Raw genomic sequence first — 20,008 nt, 5'->3', positions numbered from 1 at the left:
ACTCTTTGCGTTTTCACGCACCGCACACTTTTTCGAAGAGGAAATACCCATGGCAGACGCCACCGCCAACGGCCAGGCCAACGCGCCGCAGCTCGTGCTGCAGAAGATCTACGTGAAGGACGTCTCCTTCGAGGCCCCCAATGCCCCGCAGATCTTCCAGGAAGTGGGCGAGACCGAGCAGCAGCCGCAGGTGCAGCTGAATCTCGGCCAGAAGTCGGTGGACCTGGGCAATGACCTCTATGAAGTGGTGCTCAGCCTGACCCTGACCTGCACCCTGGGCGAGCGCACGGCCTATCTGGCCGAAGTGCACCAGGCGGGCGTATTCGGCATCGCCGGTTTCGCCGAGGAAGACCTCGCGGGCATCCTCAACAGCTACTGCCCGAACCTGCTGTTCCCGTACGCGCGCCAGATGCTGTCCTCGCTGGTGCTGGAGGGCGGCTTCCCGCCGTTCCTGCTGCAGCCGATCAACTTCGACGCGCTGTACGCCGAACAGCAGCGCCGCATCCTCAGCGGCAGCGCCGCCCCGACGCTCAACAGCTGATCCGCAAGGGCCAAGCTCATGGTTGAGCGTACGACCCTTGCCGTCCTGGGTGCCGGTTCGTGGGGCACCGCGCTGGCGGCCCTGGCCGCCCGCAACCAGGTGCCGACCCGGCTGTGGGGGCGCGATGCCTCCGCGCTGGCCGCGATGGCGCAGAGCCGTTGCAACCAGCGCTACCTGCCCGACGTCGAGCTGCCTTCCGAGCTGACCTACGAAGCCGACCTCGCCGCCGCCCTGCGCGGCGCCGAGGTCGTGCTGATCGTGGTGCCCAGCCATGCCTTCGCCTCCATGCTGGAGGAGATCGCGCCGTACCTGGAGCCGAACGCCCGCATCGCCTGGGCGACCAAGGGCTTCGAGCCGGGCACGGGCCGCTTCCTGCACGAGCTGGTGGACGAACGCTTCCCCGGCCGTGCTGCCGCGGTGGTGACCGGTCCGTCCTTCGCCAAGGAAGTGGCTGCCGGCATGCCCAGCGCCGTCACCGTGCATTCGGACGACGATGCCTTCGCGCATGAAATGGCGCTTCTGCTGCACGCACCGAACTTCCGCGCGTATTCCGGCAGCGACGTGCTGGGCGCGGAACTGGGCGGCGCGATGAAGAACGTGCTCGCGGTCGCTACGGGCGTCGCCGACGGCATGGGGCTGGGTCTCAACGCCCGCGCCGGTCTCATCACGCGTGGCATGAACGAAATGCTTCGTCTGGGCGTGGCCCTCGGTGCTCGTCCCGAGACGCTGATGGGCCTCGCCGGCCTCGGCGACCTGGTGCTCACCTGTACCGGCGACCTGTCGCGCAACCGCCGTCTCGGCCTTGCGCTGGGACGCGGCAAGGCCATCGACGAAGCGGTGCGCGAGATCGGCCAGGTGGTCGAGAGCGTGCTCACCGCCGACGAAGTGATGCGTCTGGCCACCAAGCATGGTCTGGATCTCCCCATCAGCAGCGGCGTGCGCGCCGTGCTGCACGGCGAGGTCACGCCGGCCGAGGGGCTCAAGATGCTCATGAGTCGCGAGCAGAAGCCGGAATACCCCAAGGGCCTGTTCACGCCTTCCGCGTAAGTCCCGTTCCAGCTGTCTCTTCCGTATCTGAACGCCCGGTATGAAAAAACCGGGCGTTGAGACGCGCACACGTGCAAGAGCCTTGCTAAGCTGAATCTTTTGGTCGCCCCTTCGGACCGCGCATGCAGTCACCGGACGATAAACGGCACGACCGTCAGAACCAGCAACGCAGCGACAGCGGCGACGCGACGCTGCCCGGCGTCTGGCGCAAGTTGCTGGCGTCGTCAGCGACTGGCGCGGCGCAGGAGCGCGGCGTGCTGGGCTTCTTCCTCGAGGTGGTTCCGGAGGAGGGGGCGTCCTACGCGCACGTGGATGTCGCGCCCGTGCTTCTGGCCGTGGCCGAACAGGGTCGCTTCGTGCGTCCCTCCCCGCTGGACAGCAAGCATCTGGGCCAGCAGCCGCTGGAGCCGCACGAGCAACGGCTGGCCGCCACCGTGCTCGGCCTGCCGCAGAGTCTGCGCAAGAGCCGCAGCTACGCGCGGCTGGCCGGCCACGTCGGCGATGCACTGCTGGCGGAGATCCTCGACACCGCGCCCTGTTTCCTCGGGGGCCTGGCTGGCCTGCGCCTGTCGCGCGGCAAGGGGCACCAGCTCAACTGGCAGTGGCACCTGGAGAACGATGGCAGCCAACGCCTGCAGCCGTGCCTGCCGACCAACCATCGTGTACTGCGCATCGATGCGTTGTGGTACCTGGACGCCGAACGCGCCGAGCTCGGCCATCTGGAAGCGCCGCTGGAAGAGACCCAGTGGCTGGACCTGCCGCCGCTGAAACACGAATACAGCCAGATCCTTCGCAACGCGTTGCCGCAAAGCCGCCTTTCGCACCGCCTGCCGCTGCCGCAGGTACTCGGTGAAATGCGCCGCGCCGAGTTGGCGCCCAAGCCCGTACTCACCCTGCACGCGCTGACCCGTCACGCGCGCCTGGCCGCGGGTACGCCGCCGCTGGCCTATGCGCGCCTGGCCTTCGATTACGCCGGCGAACGCCTGCCCGGTCGCGGTGGCGAGCCGCTGGTGCGGCGCGTGCGCAATGGCCACCTGGTGGAAATTACCCGCCGCCGCGCCGAAGAACTCTCGGCCATGGAGCAGCTCGAACGCGCCGGCCTCACGCCGGGCGTGGACACCGAAGGCCTGCCCTGGGATCTCGCCGACACGCTGCCCGACGATGCGTGGCTGTTCCCGGGCAAGGGTTACGCGGGCGCGCTGGAAGTGAATACGCCGGCACGCTGGCTCGCCTTGCGTCCGAAGCTGGAGGCCGAAGGCTTCGTGCTCGACTATGCGCCCAGCTTCCCGTTCGAAGTGCTGGAAGGCCCGGTGCGCTGGTACGGCAATGCCGTGGAAGACGCCGACGACCACGCCTTCGACCTGGAAATCGGCATCGAACTGGAAGGCAAGCGCCACAACCTGCTGCCCGCCGTGGCGCAGGCGCTGGCCGATCACCAGTTGAACCTGAGCCCGGTGCCGAACGAGCCCGAGGACGCCGTGTGGTACGCCCCGGTGGACGAACGCCGCCGCGTGCCGGTGCGCCTGAAGGAATTGCGCGGCCTGCTGGCGCCGCTGGCCGAATACCTCGAACGTCCGCGCAACAAGCTGCATCTGCCGCGCGTGCAGGCCGGTCGACTCGAAGAGCTGGTCGAGGCGCTGCCCAGCGGCGGCGAACTGGTCGCACCCGAGGTGCTGCGCGGTTTCACCGCGCGCCTGCGCGATGCCGCCGAACGCGCCAGCGATGCCGTGCCCGACGGCCTCACCGTCGAACTTCGTCCGTACCAGCGCGAAGGCCTGCGCTGGTTGAACGCGCTGGCCGAGGCCGGCGTCGGCGGCGTGCTTGCGGATGACATGGGCCTGGGCAAGACGCTGCAGCTCATCACGCACCTGCTGGCGCTCAAGGAGCGCGGCGTGCTCACCGAGCCGGCCCTGGTGGTGGTGCCCACCAGCCTCATTCCGAACTGGCAGGCGGAGATCGCGCGCTTCGCGCCGTCGCTGCGCGTGCTCGCGCTGCACGGTCCGCAGCGCGGCGGCGACTTCTCGCAGCTGGGTGCGCAGGACATCGTGCTCACCAGCTACGCGCTGCTGCCGCGCGACGTGGTGACGCTGCGCAAGCAGCCGTTCGCGTTGATCGTGCTGGACGAAGCGCAGCAGGTGAAGAATCCGCGCACGCAGGCGCGCCGCGCCGTGCTGAGCCTGCGCGCGCCGCGCTGCATCTGCCTCACCGGCACGCCGCTGGAAAACCACCTGGGCGAACTGTGGTCGCAGGTCGATCTCGCCGTGCCCGGGTTGTTGGGCGATGAGGGCGCGTTCCGCCGCCATTACCGCATTCCGATCGAGCGTCATCGCGACACCGAATGCCAGGATCGCCTCAATCGTCGCCTCGCACCCTTCATCCTGCGCCGCACGAAGTCGCAGGTGGCGAACGAGCTGCCGCCCAAGACCGAGATCACGCGCCGCGTGGTGCTGGAAGGCCGCCAGCGCGAACTCTACGAAAGCCTGCGCCTGTCGCTGGCGGACGAACTGCGCGAGGTGATCGCGCAACGCGGCATCGCGCACAGCGGCATCGTGGTGCTCGATGCGCTGTTGAAACTGCGCCAGGTCTGCTGCGATCCACGCCTGGTGAAACTGGAAGCCGCGCGCGGCGTGCGCGACTCGGCCAAGTTCGAATTGCTGATGGACATGCTGCCGGCATTGCTCGCCGAAGGCCGCAAGGTGCTGCTGTTCTCGCAGTTCACCGAAATGCTCAAGCTCATCGCGCACGAGCTGGATCGCCGCCGCATCCGCTACGTCACGCTCACCGGCGAAACGCGCGATCGCGCCGAGCCGGTGCGCCAGTTCCAGGAGGGCGAGGTACCGCTGTTCCTGCTGTCGCTGAAGGCCGGCGGCGTGGGCCTCAACCTCACCGCCGCCGACACCGTCATCCACTACGACCCATGGTGGAACCCCGCGGCGGAAGCGCAGGCATCCGATCGCGCACATCGCATCGGCCAGGACAAGCCGGTGTTCGTGTTCCGCCTGATCACCGGCGGCACGGTGGAGGAGCGCATCGAGGAGCTGAAGGCGCGCAAGGCGGAGTTGGCGGAAGCGGTGCTGGAAGGTGGTGGTACGCGCGAGAGGCTCAGCTTTGATCAAGCGGACCTGGATGCGTTGCTGGCGCCAGGTTGATGGAAGTTTTTTCGTCTTCTTCCGGGAAGACGATCAAGCCAAAACCTCTGGTTTTCCTGGCGGCCCCACTGCCCCTCCAATGTAGGAGCGCACCCAGTGCGCGACAGCCTTTCGCCTCGGTCTTCATGTTCGTCATCCCGGCGCAGGCCGGGACCCAATAGCGACAGCCTTCGGTTGTCGCGATACCGCCAGCTTGCTCGCCTGTGACCGGAAGGAGTCCAGTGGGGCGGCGGGCTTCCGGCCCGCTGCCGCGGCCCGGGTCACTTTTCTCTGTTTGGCCAGAGAAAAGTAAGGCGGTCTCTAACATCAAGTGCAACACCCCACGACGAGGTGATGCATGGGACAGCACTACAGCCATCTGAGCGCCGAAGAGCGAGGTGCGATCATGGTGGGCAAGGCCCGTGGCGAGAGCGCAAGGCAGTTGGGGCGGTTGCTGGGTCGCTCCAGCCAGCGCAAGCTCGATGCCATCGCGCGGGAGATGAACCTGCGTCCACGAGCCACCCTCGACTATCACTGTCCGGCGGAGATGCTCATGCGGGCACTGGGGCGCGATGACCTCGCTCAGGCCATCGATGATGCACTTCTAGATTGACACCGCCTAACCAAAAGAGAGGCCACCCCGATGCCGCGCCCCTGCGGGGTCGCAGACGGGAGGCGGGGTGGATCGACAGGGCGTCCTGCACTGACGATCCACTGGCCGGCATCCATGCCAGCCACCCTGCGGGCTGTTCCACCTCCCGCCTGCTCGTGGCATAGGGGAGTGGAGGTCAAGAGCCGGAGCCAAGAGCCGGAGCCAAGAGCGGGCTCGCTTCCCTGTAGGAGCGCACCCAGTGCGCGATTGGTGTCGATGATGACCGCTGCGGTCGCGCACTGGGTGCGCTCCTACAAAAGAGCGAGAAACGCACACGGCGCAGGCGCCATTCGTGCGCATATCACGTCAGCCACCTTGCCACGACGACACACCCCGCAACCTCACATCGCCGGCCTGGTCCTCAACAACGCATCCACCGCTTGTTGCCACTGCGGTGAACCAGGCGGTGACTGCGGCGCCTCCTGCCCCAGCTTGTGCTGTACCGCGCGGTTCCATTCAGGAGAACCGCGATCGGGTCCGTGGCCGTCGTCGGTGATATGCAGGCGTTCGTCGACCCACGCGTACCATTCAGTCGAGCCCAGCGTCGCGTTGTCGGGAACGCTCTGTGCGGCTTGCGGCTTGGGCGGTTTCTGGTCGGGCGGTGGCGAGGCGGGCGAGCACGCGGCGAGCAGGGCGAGAGGAAGCATGGCGAGGTATCGGCGCATGTCGGCCTCCGATCGGTAGAGGTCTTCGAGACTAGCAACAACCGCTCGCGTGGCGATGAATCGCGCCTGACATGCACGTCTGACAACGCGTCACCGCGTGCATTTTTACTTCGCGCTAACGTCGCGCGGCGACTTCGTCGATGTGCTTGAGCAGATCGGCCGGGTCTTCATACACGCGGAATGCGCCGGCATCTTCCAGTTCTTCCTGTCCATAGCCGCCGGAAAGCAGGCCGATGCCGAGCGCGCGTGCGCGCTGCGCAGCGAGCATGTCCCAGATGCTGTCGCCGACCACGAGGCTGTAATGGATGTCCACGCCGAGGCGTTGCGCGGCGGTGACGAACAGATCGGGATCGGGCTTGGCATAACGCACCTGGTCGCGCGTCACCACCGGCACCTTCGATGGATCGACACCGAGTGCTTCCAGATTGTGCGCTGCCGTCTGCATGCGCCCGCTGGTGGCGATGGCCCAGGGAATGTCTTCCTCGGTAAGGAAGGCGAGCAGTTCGCGCGCACCGGGCAATGGTCGTACCGAGCCCTGCATCGCCTGGCGGTTGTACGCCTCGGCGTGCCAGGTGCGCAGGCGCGTCAGGCGTTCCTCGGTGATCTCCAGGCCGGTTTCGCGCAGCAGGATGTTGGTGAACAGGCCACCGCTCATGCCGATCTTGCGATGGATGCGCCACACCGACAGCTCCACGCCTTCGCGGTCGAGCGCTTCCTTCCAGGCCAATACGTGCTGATAGACGCTGTCGACCAGCGTGCCGTCGAGATCGAACAGGAAGGCTGTGTCACCGCGTGGCATGGCGATTGGCTCGATCGAATCAGGACGCACAGAGTAGCACCCGTGCAGGCGCTTCCTCGTCCATGTGATTCGCAGCACATCGTGATGTAGGCGCATCGCGGGCCTGACAGACAGCGCGATGCGGACGGCGCACGCTGTCTTCGTCGACCGGGCGCATTCGCCGGAAACGACATGTCGCCACCAGCGACCTCGACGGATGGCCCGTACGACGCACCTTCATTTCGTCGGAGAAACGTCATGACACGCAAACGTCTGCTTGCTCTTGTGGCATGTGCCGCATGCATCGGCACGGCAGGGGCGCAAGGTACGAGTGGTCGGCTCACTTTCGAGGGTCGCATCGTCCAGCCGACCTGCAGTGCCGACCAGCCAGCTCTTACGGAGCGCATTGGTTGCGGCGTGCACGCGATCGATGTGGAACGCCTGACGCCGGCAGCGCAGGCGGCCGACAGCGTGATGCTCGATTACTTTATCGAGCGCACGAACGGCGACGCCACGTTCGCCCTCACGCGGCAGTACCGTTGAGTGCAAACCCCGGCTGGCGGTCGCCTCAGGCGCCCGGAACCAGCGGCTTGCCGGCGTCGAGCACGGCGAGTGCGGCGGCGCCGAGCAGGCCCGGTTCCGGATGCATCATCGCAATCGTCGGCACCTGTTCCATCGTTTCGCGGAACCGGCCCTTCGACTCGAAGCGTTCGCGGAAGCCGCCGCGCTTGATCCACGGCAGCAGGATCGGCAGCACGCCGCCGGTGAGGTACACGCCGTCCCAGCCGCCGAGGCTGAGCACGAGATCGCCGGCGACGCTGCCGAAGATGCCGGCCAGCGTTTCCACCGTGCGCACGCACAGCGGATCGCTGCCCGCTTCGGCGCGCGCGGTGATGTCTTCGGGCGTGTATTCCTCGGCCGGCTGGCCGGCCATGTCGGCCAGCGCGAGATAGAGGTTCACCAGGCCGTTGCCGCAGATCATGCGTTCGTTGGACACGCGGCCGAAGCGATCATTGAGGCGATGCAGGATCTCCACGTCTTCCGCGGTGTGCGCGGCGAAACCGGCGTGGCCGCCTTCGGTTTCCAGCACGATCCAGTGGCCTTCGCGACGCATCAGGCCGGCAACGCCAAGACCCGTGCCCGGGCCCATCACCACGAACGTCTGCTGTTCACGCTGGCCAAGGTGCGGCAGCGCCTGCGGACCCACCGAGGAAAGCTGGTCGTGCGCGAGCAGCGGCACTGCCATGGCCTGTGCGGCGAAATCGTTGACGAGGTGCACCGACTCCATGCCCAACTCGGCCTGCAGCGAATGCGCGGCGACCTGCCAGGGATTGTTGGTGACCTTGACCGTCTCGCCTTCGCTCACGCGACCGGCGGCTGCGATCACCGCGCGCGGTGCAGTGTGGCCGGTGTCTTCGAAATACTGGCGGATGGCTTCGGCCAGCGATGCGTGGTCCTTGACGCGGTAGCGACGCACGCTGTCGTCCATCAGCGGGTTGGCGCGACCCGGATCAGCCAACGCGAATCGCACGTTGGTGCCGCCAAGATCAGCAAGCAGCGTGGCGGCGGCACGGGTTGGCGTTCTCATGGACGATCCTGGAGCGGGGGAGACGGTAAGGGTGACTCCCTTGAGCGCATTCGTCCAGTGGTGCGCTGCAACGCACGCGGATTTTTTGACCATTCGATGACGAATGGCTTGGCGGCCCCGAGCCGCGGGTACGTTTCGGGGCCGCCGGATGGCCGTCTATCAGGCCGCGCCGAGGTAGACCGCGGGCGTGGCGCCGAAGCCGGCCTTCACCTGGCGGGAGGTCTCGTCGGCCAGTACTTCGGACTCGCCCTTGGCCAGGGCCTCCAGGGTCCGCGCGGCGATGTCCGTCGGGCTGCTCTTGGGCGCATCGATGTGGCTGACCATGTCGGTGTCGATGTAGCCCGCATGCACGCCCAGTACCTGCGTACCCTGCGCACGCAATTCATTGCGCAGGCTGTTGGTCAGCGCCCACGCGGCCGCCTTGGACACCGAATAGGCGCTCGTCGACTCCAGGCTCAGCCAGCTCAACGCGGAGAGCATGTTCACCAGCGCGCCACCGCCGTTGGCCTTGAGCACCGGAGCGAACGCGACGGCGATGGCGTGGATGCCGTGCAGGTTGGTCTCCAGCAGGCGGCGCAGCGTGGCCTCGCCGTCGGTGGCGTCCAGCAGGAACGCGCCGCCGCTGATGCCGGCGTTGTTGATCACGAGATCGACGTCGCCGCATAGCGCCGCGGCCGCCGCGACATCCTGCGGAGAGGTGACATCGAGCTTGACCGGAATCACACCGGGCAGGGTGACGGTGGATGGATCGCGCGCACCGGCGTAGACCTTGCGCGCGCCGGCGGCGAGCAGCGCCTTGGCGTAGGCGAGCCCGAGGCCGCGGTTGGCGCCGGTGACGAGGGCGATGGAGCCTTGGATGTTCATGAGGGGTGACCTTTGTGACGGGAGGGGCCGGTTGACCGGTTTTGGATGATGGTCGTCATTTGATATGATCGGCAAGACGGTTTTCAATGGCCGGCCAGAGGTCGGCAGGAAAAGAGCCATGCGCTACAGCAAAGGTCACAAGGAAGCCACGCGGCAGCGGATCATCGACACCGCGGCGGCACGCTTTCGCGGCGAAGGCATCGCCGCGGTGGGCGTCGCCAACCTCATGGGCGACATCGGTCTCACGCAGGGCGGCTTCTATAACCACTTCGAGTCCAAGGACGACCTGGCCCGCGAAGCAGTCAGCCAGGCCTGGAGCAACACCTACGAGCGGCTGGAAAAAGTGCTGCACGACCCCGAGCGCGGCGGCGTGGAGGCGGTGATCAACAGCTACCTCAGTGCGCGGCATCGCGATGCCATGGCCGAAGGTTGCGTGGCCGCCGCGCTGTCACCCGAGATTGCACGCGGCGCCGACGTGGTGCGCGAGGAATTCACGCGTGGCGTCGAGCACATGGTGGCGCTGCTGGCCGATGCCTTGCCCAGGACGCTCAAGCCCAAACAGCGGCGCGCGACGGCGATGGCGCTGTTCTCCACGCTGGTCGGCACGCTGGCGATGGCACGCGCGGTGGCCGATACCGACGTGTCGGACGACATCCTCGCCGCGGGGCGCAAGGCCGCGCTGGCGCTGATCCCCGCCAGCTAAAACCGCTCCCCCCGTTCGCCATACGGGCTGCCGCCGATCCTGGCGGCTGAAGCCGGCTGCATGCCCGCGCCCGACCTTGACGCCAGCGTCACAAAAAGTCGCTTGCATTCTGCAAGTTTCGATTTATATGATAGTCATCATCTAAAGCGCGGAGCGAGGCTCCCGTCATGCAACGCAAAAGCTTCGAAAGCATGCAGTGTCCCGTCGCCCGCGGCCTGGAGCGGGCCGGTGACGGGTGGAGCATGTTGATCCTGCGCGATGCGTTCTATGGCATCCGCCGCTTCGACGATTTCGTGCAGAGCCTGGGCATCGCGCCGAACATTCTCAGCCGGCGCCTGCGCGACCTGGTGCAGGCAGGCCTGCTGCAGCGTCGTCCGTATTGCGCGCGTCCGAAACGCTACGAATACGTGCTCACCGAGCAAGGTCGCGACTTTCGCCCCGTGCTGCTCGCGCTGATGGCCTGGGGCAACCGCCACTTCGCACCGGAAGGGCCGAGCATCCTGCTCACCGATACGACCACGGGTGAACCGGTGGAGCTGGCGCAGGTCGATCTGCGCACCGGCGAGCGCATCACGCGCGGCCGCCACAGCATCGTGGCCGGCCCGTCCGCCGATGAGCGCACGCGCATCAATGTTGATTTCAGGAACGCGCATCTCGCCGCGGACCGGCACTGAATCCTCCCACCTCTCCCTGGAGTTCGTCTCATGAGCAGCATCGTCGTCGAGCGGGCGGACACGCCTGCCATTCCCATCGCCGAACCGCGCAACAAGCGAAAGCGCATCGTACGCGCCCTGGCCGGTGCGGCGGTCGTCGCGGCCGTGATCTACGGTGTGCATTGGTGGAGCGTCGGCCGCTTCATCGAAGACACCGATGACGCCTATGTCGGCGGTGACATCACCGTGGTCGGTCCGAAGGTGTCCGGCTATATCGCCCAGCTCGCCGTCACCGACAACCAGTTCGTGCATGCCGGCGACCTGCTGGTGAAGATCGACGATCGCGACTATCGCGCCGCCGTCGCCAAGGCCGAAGGCGCGGTGGCCGCGGAGCAGGCGTTGCTGACCAACCTCGACGCCAACGAGCGCCTGCAGCAGGAAGTGATCCACCAGGCGCAGGCCGGCGTGCTCGCTGCGGATGCGGAAACCTTGCGCTCGCAGCAGGACGAGGCACGCTATCGCGATCTTTCCAGCCGCTCCGCCGTCTCCACCGAAAGCGCGCAGCGCGCCGACGCCACCTTCAAGACCGCCAAGGCTGCTTCGACCAAGGCGCAGGCTGCACTGATGGCCGCGCAGCGACAGATCGACGTGATCGAATCGCAAAAGCTGCAGGCGCGCGCTGCGCTGGAGCAGGCCAAGGCGGAACTCGATATCGCGCGCCTCAACGAGGGCTATACCGAATTGCGCGCGCCCTTCGACGGTGTCATCGGCAACCGCCGCGCGCGCGTGGGCGCGTATGCCGCGGCCGGCTCGCAGTTGTTGTCGGTGGTGCCTGCGCATGGCCTGTGGGTGGATGCGAACTTCAAGGAGGATCAGCTCGCCCGCATGCAGTCGGGGCAGGCGGTGAACGTGCGCGCCGACGTGATGCCCGGGCGCGTATTTCATGGTCATCTCGGCAGCCTGGCACCGGCGACCGGTGCGCAGTTCAGCGTGCTGCCGCCGGAGAACGCCACCGGCAACTTCACGAAGATCGTGCAGCGCGTGCCGGTGCGTGTAATTCTCGACAGCCATGACGATGCGCTGGGCGTGTTGCGCCCCGGCCTGTCGGTGGTGGCGGAAGTGGATACCCGCACCGGTCACGAGAGCAGCGCGCCATGAACACCACGGCCTCCGCCATGCGGTTTGCGGGGCCGGTCGATCCGGCCACGCTCGGCATGACACAAAAGGTGTTCGCCTTCGCCAGCATGTGCGTGGGCATGTTCATAGCGCTGCTGGACATCCAGATCGTCTCGGCTTCCTTGCGCGATATCGGCGGCGGTCTCTCCGCCGGCACGGACGAAACGGCGTGGGTGCAGACCAGCTACCTTATCGCCGAGATCGTGGTGATTCCGCTGTCGGGCTGGTTGTCGAAAGTACTCTCAACTCGCTGGCTGTTCGCGTTCTCCGCGCTTGGATTCACCATCGCCAGCCTGCTGTGCGGCATCGCGTGGGATATCCAGAGCATGATCGCGTTCCGCGCGCTGCAGGGCTTTCTCGGCGGCTCGATGATCCCGATGGTGTTCACCACCGCGTTCGTGTTCTTCCACAACAAGCAGCGTGTGATTGCCGCGGCCACCATCGGCGCGATCGCCTCGCTGGCACCCACCTTGGGCCCGACGCTGGGTGGCTGGATCACCGACCACGCGTCATGGCACTGGCTGTTCTACGTCAACCTGGTGCCTGGCCTGTTCGTCGCCATCGCCGTGCCGCTGCTGGTGAACATCGATTCACATGACTACTCGCTGCTGCGTCATGCCGACTACCTGGGCATGGTGCTGCTCGCCATCTTCCTTGGTTGCCTGGAATACACGCTGGAAGAGGGCCCGCGCTGGAACTGGTTCAGCGACCAGACCATCACCACCACAGCTTGGCTGTCGGGTCTGGCGGGCATCGGGTTCGTGTTTCGAAGCCTGACCTACGATCACCCCGTCGTCGACCTTCGTGCGCTGGGCGACCGCAACTTCGCGCTGGGCTGTCTGTTCTCCTTCGTCACCGGCATCGGCCTGTTCGCCACCATCTACCTCACGCCGTTGTTCCTCGGACGCGTGCGCGGTTACAGCGCGCTGGAAATCGGTGAAGCCATCTTCTCCACCGGCGTGTTCCAGATCCTCACCATTCCGCTGTACTCGTTCCTTGCTCAGCGCTACGACCTGCGCTGGATCATGATGGCGGGCCTGGCGTTGTTTGCGGTCTCGATGTGGGATTTCACGCCGATCACGCACGACTGGGGAGGCCATGAACTGCTGCTGCCACAGGCACTGCGCGGCATGGCGCAACAGCTCGCGGTACCGCCGACGGTGACATTGACGCTGGGTGGCCTGGCGCCGGCGCGACTCAAGCTTGCATCCGGCCTGTTCAACCTGATGCGCAACCTGGGCGGCGCGATCGGCATCGCGGTGTGCGCCACCGTGCTCAACGACCGCACCAATCTGCATTTCTATCGCCTGGCCGAACATCTCAATGTCGACAACGAGGCGATGAACCAGTGGCTGACGCAGGCCGGTGGCCATATTGCCGAACTGGGATCGAACACGACGGAAGCGGCCAACAGCGCGCTTCATCAGCTGTGGCAGCTCGCCTATCGCGAGGCGCAGACGCAGTCCTACGCCGATGCCTTCCTCGTGATCATGGTCTGTTTCGTCGTCGCCACCGTGCTGGTGCCGCTGATGCGCAAGGTAGCGCCGCCGGTCGGCCCGTCCGCGGATTCGCACTGAACCCGACGTTTCCCCCTTTCCCTTGTTAGCCGAGCCTGTGGCTCAGGACATCCTCATGAACACCACGCTGTCGTCTTCTTCGGTCGCCCGTTCGCCGTGGTCGCGGACGTCGCGTCGTTTCACCCTTCGCCTGGCGGCGATGGCCGCTGCCATGGTGGGGCTTGCCGGTTGCATGGTCGGTCCCGACTACGTTCGCCCCGACGTGAAAGCCCATGCGGGTTATGCGAGCCAGGCACTGCTGGAAACGCGGGACGTGACGCGTCCCGCGCCCGCACTCGACACCTGGTGGAGCGGCTTCGACGATCCCGAACTCAGCCTCATCATCGGTCGCGTGATGACGCAGAACCTGGATCTCGCCGCGGCCATCGCGCGCGTCGACCAGGCGCGTGCCGCCGCCCGTGAAGCTGGCGCGCAACTCAAGCCGCAAGGCAGCCTCGATGCGCAGGTGGTGCAGCAGTACCAGTCCACCCAGAGTCCGCTCGGCGAGCTCGCCAGTCATACGCCGGGCTACAAGCGCACGCAGACGCTGGAGAACATCGGCGTGGGCGCCAGCTGGGAGCTGGATCTGGTCGGTGGCCTGCATCGTGGCGCCGAAGCCGCGCAAGCCGAGGCTGAAGCGGCCGAGGCGAATCAGGATGGCGTGCGCGTGATGGTCGCCGCCGAGGCGGCCGACAGCTATTTCCAGGCGCGTGGCGCACAGGAACGCCTGCGCCTCGCGCAACAGCAGATCGATACCGAGGCGCAGCTGGTGGAGCTGGTGAAGGTTCGCCTTGCCGGCGGCCTCGCCACCTCGCGCGAACTCGCGCAGGCCCAGGCGCTGCTGCTGCAGGCAAGGGCCACCTTGCCGCCGTTGCGCATCACGCTCGCGCAACAGCTCAATCGTCTCGACGTGCTGATGGGCGCGGCGCCGGGCACTTACGCGGGCGAATTGCAGGCACCGGGCGCAACGTACGCCGTGCCGGCCGTCGGTGCGGAGGGCGGCCCGCAGATGCTGTTGAGCCGCCGCCCCGACGTGATCGCCGCCGAGCGCAAGCTCGCCGCGTCGAACGCACGCATCGGCGTGGCCACGGCCGAGTACTACCCCAAGGTATCGCTGGGTGCACTGCTCGGCTTCGAGACGCTGCACAGCGGTTCGCTGTTCTCGTCCGCCGCGTTCCAGCCGCAGGCGGTGCTCGGCCTGCATTGGCGCCTGTTCGATTTCGGCCGCGTCGACGCCGAGGTAGCGCAGGCCAAGGGCGCCAACGTCGAAGCGCTGGCGCAATACCGGCAGTCGATGCTGCGCGCTACCGAAGACGTGGAGAATGCCATCGTCTCGCTCGCCGAGCTGGAATCGCAGCACCGCGAACTCACCGACGAAGTGGCCGCGCACCAACAGGCACGCGACGCCGCGCAGGATGCGTACAAGGGCGGTGCCGTCAGCCTGATCGAAGTGCTGGATGAGGATCGCCAGTTGCTGAGCTCGCGCGACCAGCTTGCCCGCGTGCATGCCGACGATGCGCGCGCGGCAGTCGCCATGTTCCGTGCGCTGGGCGGCGGTTGGTCCGGCAGCGTGGAGGGCACCGCCGCAGTGGCGCAACGCTGACGCAGCGCCCGGCCGTCAGGGCTGGGTCGGCTGCTCACCTACGCGCGGGTCGTAACCCGTCATCAGGTTCTGCTGGTGCGCGGGCAACCTGCGCAGGTCGGAAACCTTCGACGCGGTGACGGTGCCGCCGCGGTTGCCCCAGCTGGAACGCACGTAGGTCAGCACCTCTGCGATCTGCTGGTCGCTCAGGCGATCGCGGAAGGCGGGCATGGTGAATTGCGTGGGTGCCTCGCGGCCGGAAGGCATGGTGCCGCCGTGCAGCACCAGTCGCGCCAGCGAGGTCGGGTCGGTCGCATTGACCGCGGGGTTGCCCGCCAATGCCGGATACACCTCGCCATAGCCGTGGCCGTCGGTGCGATGGCAGGCCGCACAGTTGTCGACGTACAACCGCGCACCCGGCTTGTCGGTGTTGCCGGCGTAAAGCGCGGTGCGGGTTGCCTGGTCATAGGTCAGCGCCGTTTCCGCACGCTTGGGCGGCAGCGACTTGAGGAAGTGCGCGATCGCAGCGAGATCTTCATTGCTCATGAACTGCGTGCTGTGCTGGACCACGTCGCTCATGCCGCCGAAGATCGCGCTGCGCGCGGAGCGGCCATTCTTCAGCAATGCGACCAGCTCCTCCTGGTCGACGCTGCCCAGGCCGCTGGCCACCTCGCCGCGCAGGCTCGGCGCCACCCAGTTGTCGTTCACGCCGCCGCTGAGGTAGGTGCTGTCGTCGGGCGTCAACGCCTTTTCCTGCAGCGTGAAGGCGCGTGGCGTGTGGCAGGCGCCGCAGTGGCCCAGGCCTTCCACCAGGTACTGCCCGCGTGCAAGCGCGGCATCGCCCGTCGCTGCCGTTTCCACCGGCGCCACTTTCGGCGCAAACAGCCAGCGCCAATAGGTGAGCGGCCAGCGCATCGAGAGCGGCCAGGGGATGTCCTCGCGATGGTTGACCTGTTCCACCGGCGCCACGCGATGCATGAAATACGCATACAGCGCCTGGATGTCACCATCGCTCACCTTGGCGTACGAGGGATACGGCATCGCCGGGTACAGCGTATGGCCGGCGGCGTTGATGCCGCGCCGTACGGCCCGCTCGAACTGGCCATAGCTGTAGTTGCCGATGCCGGTCTTGGCGTCCGGCGTGATGTTGGTGCTGTAGATGGTGCCGATCGGCGAGGCGATGGCGAGCCCGCCGGCATACGGCTTGCCGCCAGGGGCGGTATGGCAGGCCGCGCAATCGCCGAGGCGTGCAACGTACTCGCCCTGCTTCAGCAGTTCGTCGTTGGGTGCCGGTGCAGCGGCCGATGCGTTGCCGCCGCCACCCTGGAAAACCACCGTGGCAAACCATGCCAGCACCACCAGCACGATCAGCACCAGGATGACGCGCAGCACGCCACTGCCACCACGCCGACGGCGGGCCGCGGCGTTCATGCCTGCACCAGGGGGCCGGGGTTCTTGAGATAGGTCTCGCGGATCGCCTTCACCGATCGATAGGTGAGGCCGCCGATGAGGCCGGTCGGGTTGTAGCCGATGTTCTGCGGAAACGCCGAGGCGCCGGTGACGAACACGTTCGGCACGTCCCAGCTTTGCTGGAACGAGTTGAGCGCGCTGGTTTCCGGCGAGGCTCCCTGGATGACGCCGCCGGTGGTGTGCGTGGTCTGGTACTGGCGCACGTCGTAATGGTCGCCTTGCTTGCGGATGGTCTGCGAGGTCTGGCGGGCCTTCATCGCATTGGCGATGTCCTGCGCGCGGTCGGTAAGGAACCGCGTCATCTTGTATTCGTTGTCGTGCCAGTCGAAGGTCATGCGCAACAACGGCTGGCCGAAGCGATCCTTGTAGGTCGGGTCAAGATCCAGGTAGCGATCGCGATAGGACATCACCGAGCCATGCGTCTGCACGCTGGTGGTGTGCAGGTAGGCTTCCTTGGCGGCGCGCTTCCACTTGTCGCCCCAGGCCGGCGTGCCCGGCGGCAGCGACAGCTGCTGGATCGGTCGGCCACCGGTCTGGCCGCCGAGGATGTAGCCGCCGCCCACGAAACCGTGCGGCCCGTGGTCGAAATGGTCGGAGTTGAAGTCGTCGATGATCGCGTTGCCGCCGGAGCCTGCGGCGATGAACGGATTGATCTGCACGTCCTTGTCGTAGAAAAGATTGATGTTGCTCATCATCTGGTACGCGTAGTTCTTGCCGATCACGCCCTTGCCGGTGGCCGGGTCGTACGGTGTGCCGATGCCCGACAGCAGCATCAGCCGCACGTTGTGCATCTGGAAGGCCGCGACGATCACCAGGTTGGCCGGCTGCTCCACCTCGCGGCCCTGCGCGTCGATGTAGGTGACGCCGGTGGCGCGCTTGCGCGTGCTGTCCAGGTTCACGCGCGTCACGTGGCTCTGCGTGCGCAGCGAGAAGTTGGGCTTGCGCATCAGCACCGGCAGGATGGTCGTCTGTGGCGACGCCTTGGAATACATGAAGCAGCAGAAGCGCTCGCAGTAACCGCAGAGGTTGCACGGCCCCAGGCGCACGCCGTAGGGGTTGGTGTAGGGCTGCGACGCGTTCGACGACGGCTGCGGAAACGGCTTGTGGCCGAGCGATCGCGCCGCATCGGAAAACAGCCGTGCGGCATAGTTATCGGCCACCGGTGGATTCGGATACTCGCGCTTGCGCGGACCCTCGAACGGGTTGCCGCCATCGCGGATCTCGCCATTGAGGTTGCCCGCGCGACCCGAGGTGCCGCACACGTACTCGAACTGTTCGAGGAAGGGCTCCAGTTCGTCGTAGGTCACGCCCCAATCCTGGATCTGCATGTCGTCCGGCATGAACTTCGCGCCATAGCGCTGGCGCATGTGGCTTTCCAGCACGAGGTCTTCCGGCGAGGGCCGGTAATGCTGGCCATTCCAGTGCAGGCCGGCGCCGCCGACGTTGTGCCCGAACAGGAACGAGCCATACTGGCGATAAGGCTGCGCGGTGTCGTTGACGCCGTGGCGGATGGTGATGGTCTCGTTGGCCAGCGGCTGGAACAGCTTGCCGCGAATGCCGTAGGCCAGTTCGTCGGCGTTGTGCGGATAGGTGAAGTCCGGCGAGGTGTCGCGGAACACGCCGCGTTCCAGCGCGAGCACGTCCAATCCCGCCTCGGCCAGCTCGATGCCCATGATCGCGCCGGTCCAGCCGAAACCGACGATCACCACGTCGACCGGTTTCATGCGGATCATGACTGCTCCCCGTCGATGGATACCGGTCCCAGCGGGTAGGTCTTGCCCGGCTGTTCGATCCAGTCGGCATAGTCGGCGCGTGCGCCGGGGAAGCCGATCATCTTCCAGCCGCCCATGTGCTTGTTGCCGCCATACATAGGGTCGGCGAAATAGCCTTCCTTGGTATTGGTCAGCAGTTGGGTGAAGAACGCCGCGGACGGCACCTGCTCCAGCTTGATCTCGCCCTTCTCCAACTGGTGCAGCACGCCGTCGCGTTCGTCCGGCGAGAGCGCCGAGAACTTCTTGCCGTGCTGCTTCTGGCACCAGCTCTCGACGTCGGCGATGGCGGTGCGGTACAGGTCGCGTGGCGTAAAGCGCAGTTGGTAGCCCAGCGTCGGCGGAGCGTCGGGGGCGAACGGTCCCTGCATGTACCAGTAGCCGCCGTGGCCGTAACTGTCTTCCATCTGACGGTCGATGAACTCGGGCACGCCCGCTTCCACCGCGCCGGGTCCGTCCTCGTTGTGCGGGATCAGCCGATCGACCGCCGACTGCAGGAAGTCCCATTCCGCGGCGGTGAAATAGCGTGGCGAGTAAGCCGATCCCGCTGCCGATGCCGCTGCATTCGGTGGCTGCGCGAGGGTCGAGCCGCCCAGCAAGGTGACCGCGGGCACGGCCACCATTGACTGACGCAAAAAGTCGCGACGTGACCGCGAACTGGGCTTGTTCGACATGGCAACACCCGGGCGATGGCACAGAGGCGTCGAGCATGCTGGCGCGCTTTGTGGAAGCAAAACGTGAAGGAGCAGGCCGCGTCCGCGCCATACTTTCACGGAGCGGCGACGGCGGACTGCACCATATAATTCGCCACGAAGCCGCCGGCGATCGCGCCGGTGTTCGGCGGTGCATCCGTGGTTTCCGTTGACCTCCTGGGGACTGGCTTTCGTATGGATACCACTCGCGAACAACGCCAGCTGCGCCTGTCGATTGCCGTCACCTTCGTCGTTGGCGTTGCCTGTGTCGCCGTGGGCCTGCTGATGCGTTCGCAGGCGATCGCGTTCGACGGTTTCTACTCGCTGGTCGACGTCGTGCTCACCGGCGGATCGCTGCTGGTGTCGCGCCTGGTCTCCAGCGAAGGCAGCCGGCGTTTCCAGTTCGGCTACTGGCACCTCGAACCGCTGATGGTGGTGTTCAACGCCACCGTACTCACCGCCATCTGCAGCTACGCCGCCTTCACCGCCCTGCACGACCTGCTGACCGGCGGCCACGAAATCGCCTTCGGCCTCGGCGCCGCATGGGCGGTGGTGATGAGCGTGGTCAGCATGGGCATGGCCTACCAGATGAACCGCCAGTCGAAGCAGCTGGGCTCGGTGCTGGTGCAACTCGATGCGCGCGGCTGGCTGATCGGCGGCTGCATCAGCATCGCGGTGTTGATCGGCTTTGCGTTGGCGGCGGTCATCGAGGGCGGCACGCTCGATCATTGGACGCGCTACATCGACTCCGCCATCCTGCTGCTGCTCGTCGTCGTGCTGCTGCCGCTGCCCCTGGGCAGCCTGTGGCAGGCGCTGCGCGAAGTACTGCAACTGGCCCCCGATGCGCTCGACCAGCGCGTGCGCGCGGTGATGCAGGCCATGGTGCACGAGCGCGGCTACCTCGACTTCAGCAGCTACGTCGCCAAGATCGGCCGCATGCGCTTCATCGACATCCACATCCTGGTCGATCCTTCGCGCCCGCTGGGCACCATGGAATCGATCGACGAAGTCCGCAGCCAGATCGCCCACCGCCTCGGCAGTGATATCCGGGTGGAGTGGCTCACCATCGTGTTCACCGGCAAGCGGGAGTGGTTGTAGCGCGCCGTGTTCTTTCTGCGCCGTGGCGTAGGTTGCGCATTCCTTT

17 protein-coding genes and 2 pseudogenes are annotated in these 20,008 nt (G+C 66.5%); 12 read left to right on the top strand and 7 right to left on the bottom strand.

The annotated features are described in order from the left end of the window. Positions 1–49: 49 nt before the first annotated feature. The 5 genes and pseudogenes from secB to CA260_RS21535 all read left to right on the top strand — a co-directional run. Positions 50–541, top strand: a complete 492-nt coding sequence (secB, locus tag CA260_RS19395) for a protein-export chaperone SecB (RefSeq protein WP_111984721.1) — start codon at positions 50–52, stop codon at positions 539–541. 18 nt (positions 542–559) lie between these two features. Then, the gene (locus tag CA260_RS19390; RefSeq protein WP_111984720.1) at positions 560–1,588 is read left to right on the top strand and encodes an NAD(P)H-dependent glycerol-3-phosphate dehydrogenase; all 1,029 of its coding nucleotides are present in this window, start codon (positions 560–562) and stop codon (positions 1,586–1,588) included. 122 nt (positions 1,589–1,710) lie between these two features. Next, on the top strand, positions 1,711–4,737 hold the full coding sequence (locus CA260_RS19385) for a DEAD/DEAH box helicase (protein ID WP_111984719.1): 3,027 nt from the start codon (positions 1,711–1,713) through the stop codon (positions 4,735–4,737). 337 nt (positions 4,738–5,074) lie between these two features. Next, positions 5,075–5,170: pseudogene (locus CA260_RS21540) on the top strand (helix-turn-helix domain-containing protein); the annotation flags it as partial. Positions 5,171–5,182: 12 nt separating this feature from the next. Further along, positions 5,183–5,329, top strand: a pseudogene (locus CA260_RS21535) (IS30 family transposase); the annotation flags it as partial. Positions 5,330–5,709: 380 nt separating this feature from the next. On the opposite strand, the gene CA260_RS19375 reads toward CA260_RS21535, so the two are convergent. Then, a complete protein-coding gene (locus CA260_RS19375; RefSeq protein WP_111984717.1) occupies positions 5,710–6,033 on the bottom strand; it encodes a hypothetical protein in 324 nt (107 codons plus the stop codon). A 115-nt stretch (positions 6,034–6,148) separates the two neighbouring features. Then, positions 6,149–6,832 carry an HAD family hydrolase gene (locus CA260_RS19370; RefSeq protein ID WP_111984716.1) on the bottom strand — a complete coding sequence of 228 codons (684 nt, stop codon included), beginning with the start codon at positions 6,830–6,832 and terminating at the stop codon, positions 6,149–6,151. A 237-nt stretch (positions 6,833–7,069) separates the two neighbouring features. Here CA260_RS19370 and CA260_RS21015 point away from each other — a divergent pair, with 237 nt between their 5' ends. Beyond that, the gene (locus tag CA260_RS21015) at positions 7,070–7,354 is read left to right on the top strand and encodes a hypothetical protein (RefSeq protein ID WP_146745390.1); all 285 of its coding nucleotides are present in this window, start codon (positions 7,070–7,072) and stop codon (positions 7,352–7,354) included. Positions 7,355–7,379: 25 nt separating this feature from the next. On the opposite strand, the gene glk is transcribed toward CA260_RS21015, so the two are convergent. Together glk and CA260_RS19360 are read right to left on the bottom strand one after the other, a co-directional pair. Beyond that, positions 7,380–8,399: a glucokinase gene (gene glk, locus CA260_RS19365; protein ID WP_111984715.1), complete on the bottom strand. Its 1,020-nt coding sequence runs from the start codon at positions 8,397–8,399 to the stop codon at positions 7,380–7,382. Positions 8,400–8,558: 159 nt separating this feature from the next. Continuing rightward, on the bottom strand, positions 8,559–9,263 hold the full coding sequence (locus tag CA260_RS19360) for an SDR family oxidoreductase (RefSeq protein ID WP_111984714.1): 705 nt from the start codon (positions 9,261–9,263) through the stop codon (positions 8,559–8,561). Between the two features lie 118 nt (positions 9,264–9,381). On the opposite strand from CA260_RS19360, the gene CA260_RS19355 reads away from it, so the two are divergent. From CA260_RS19355 to CA260_RS19335, 5 genes are all read left to right on the top strand, one after another. Beyond that, positions 9,382–9,966: a TetR/AcrR family transcriptional regulator gene (locus CA260_RS19355; RefSeq protein ID WP_111984713.1), complete on the top strand. Its 585-nt coding sequence runs from the start codon at positions 9,382–9,384 to the stop codon at positions 9,964–9,966. Positions 9,967–10,133: 167 nt separating this feature from the next. Then, a complete protein-coding gene (locus CA260_RS19350; protein WP_111984712.1) occupies positions 10,134–10,640 on the top strand; it encodes a winged helix-turn-helix transcriptional regulator in 507 nt (168 codons plus the stop codon). Positions 10,641–10,670: 30 nt separating this feature from the next. After that, positions 10,671–11,777: an HlyD family secretion protein gene (locus CA260_RS19345; protein WP_111984711.1), complete on the top strand. Its 1,107-nt coding sequence runs from the start codon at positions 10,671–10,673 to the stop codon at positions 11,775–11,777. Next, the gene (locus tag CA260_RS19340) at positions 11,774–13,372 is read left to right on the top strand and encodes a DHA2 family efflux MFS transporter permease subunit (RefSeq protein WP_111984710.1); all 1,599 of its coding nucleotides are present in this window, start codon (positions 11,774–11,776) and stop codon (positions 13,370–13,372) included. Before CA260_RS19345 ends, CA260_RS19340 begins: the two co-directional genes overlap by 4 nt. Positions 13,373–13,427: 55 nt before the next feature. Continuing rightward, positions 13,428–14,954 carry an efflux transporter outer membrane subunit gene (locus tag CA260_RS19335; RefSeq protein WP_238149848.1) on the top strand — a complete coding sequence of 509 codons (1,527 nt, stop codon included), beginning with the start codon at positions 13,428–13,430 and terminating at the stop codon, positions 14,952–14,954. A 15-nt stretch (positions 14,955–14,969) separates the two neighbouring features. Here the strand turns inward: CA260_RS19335 and CA260_RS19330 are convergent, their stop codons facing one another. Genes CA260_RS19330 through CA260_RS19320 form a run of 3 tightly spaced genes read right to left on the bottom strand, consistent with a single transcriptional unit; the run spans position 14,970 to position 18,846 of the window. Further along, complete coding sequence (locus tag CA260_RS19330; protein WP_111984709.1) at positions 14,970–16,364, bottom strand: c-type cytochrome; 1,395 nt, start codon at positions 16,362–16,364, stop codon at positions 14,970–14,972. Continuing rightward, entirely contained in the window at positions 16,361–18,136 is a 1,776-nt protein-coding gene (locus CA260_RS19325; protein WP_111984708.1) for a GMC family oxidoreductase, read from the bottom strand. Before CA260_RS19325 ends, CA260_RS19330 begins: the two co-directional genes overlap by 4 nt. Next, positions 18,133–18,846, bottom strand: coding sequence for a gluconate 2-dehydrogenase subunit 3 family protein (locus tag CA260_RS19320; RefSeq protein ID WP_111984707.1), 714 nt, complete (start codon positions 18,844–18,846; stop codon positions 18,133–18,135). The genes CA260_RS19325 and CA260_RS19320 overlap by 4 nt, the downstream gene beginning before the upstream one ends. 213 nt (positions 18,847–19,059) lie before the next feature. On the opposite strand from CA260_RS19320, the gene CA260_RS19315 reads away from it, so the two are divergent. Further along, entirely contained in the window at positions 19,060–19,962 is a 903-nt protein-coding gene (locus CA260_RS19315) for a cation diffusion facilitator family transporter (RefSeq protein ID WP_111984706.1), read from the top strand. Positions 19,963–20,008: the final 46 nt, after the last annotated feature.

This window comes from Dyella jiangningensis (assembly GCF_003264855.1).
GTDB lineage: Bacteria > Pseudomonadota > Gammaproteobacteria > Xanthomonadales > Rhodanobacteraceae > Dyella > Dyella jiangningensis_C.
Note: the sequence above shows the minus strand (reverse complement) of the source record. Positions and strands in the feature narration are given on the sequence as shown.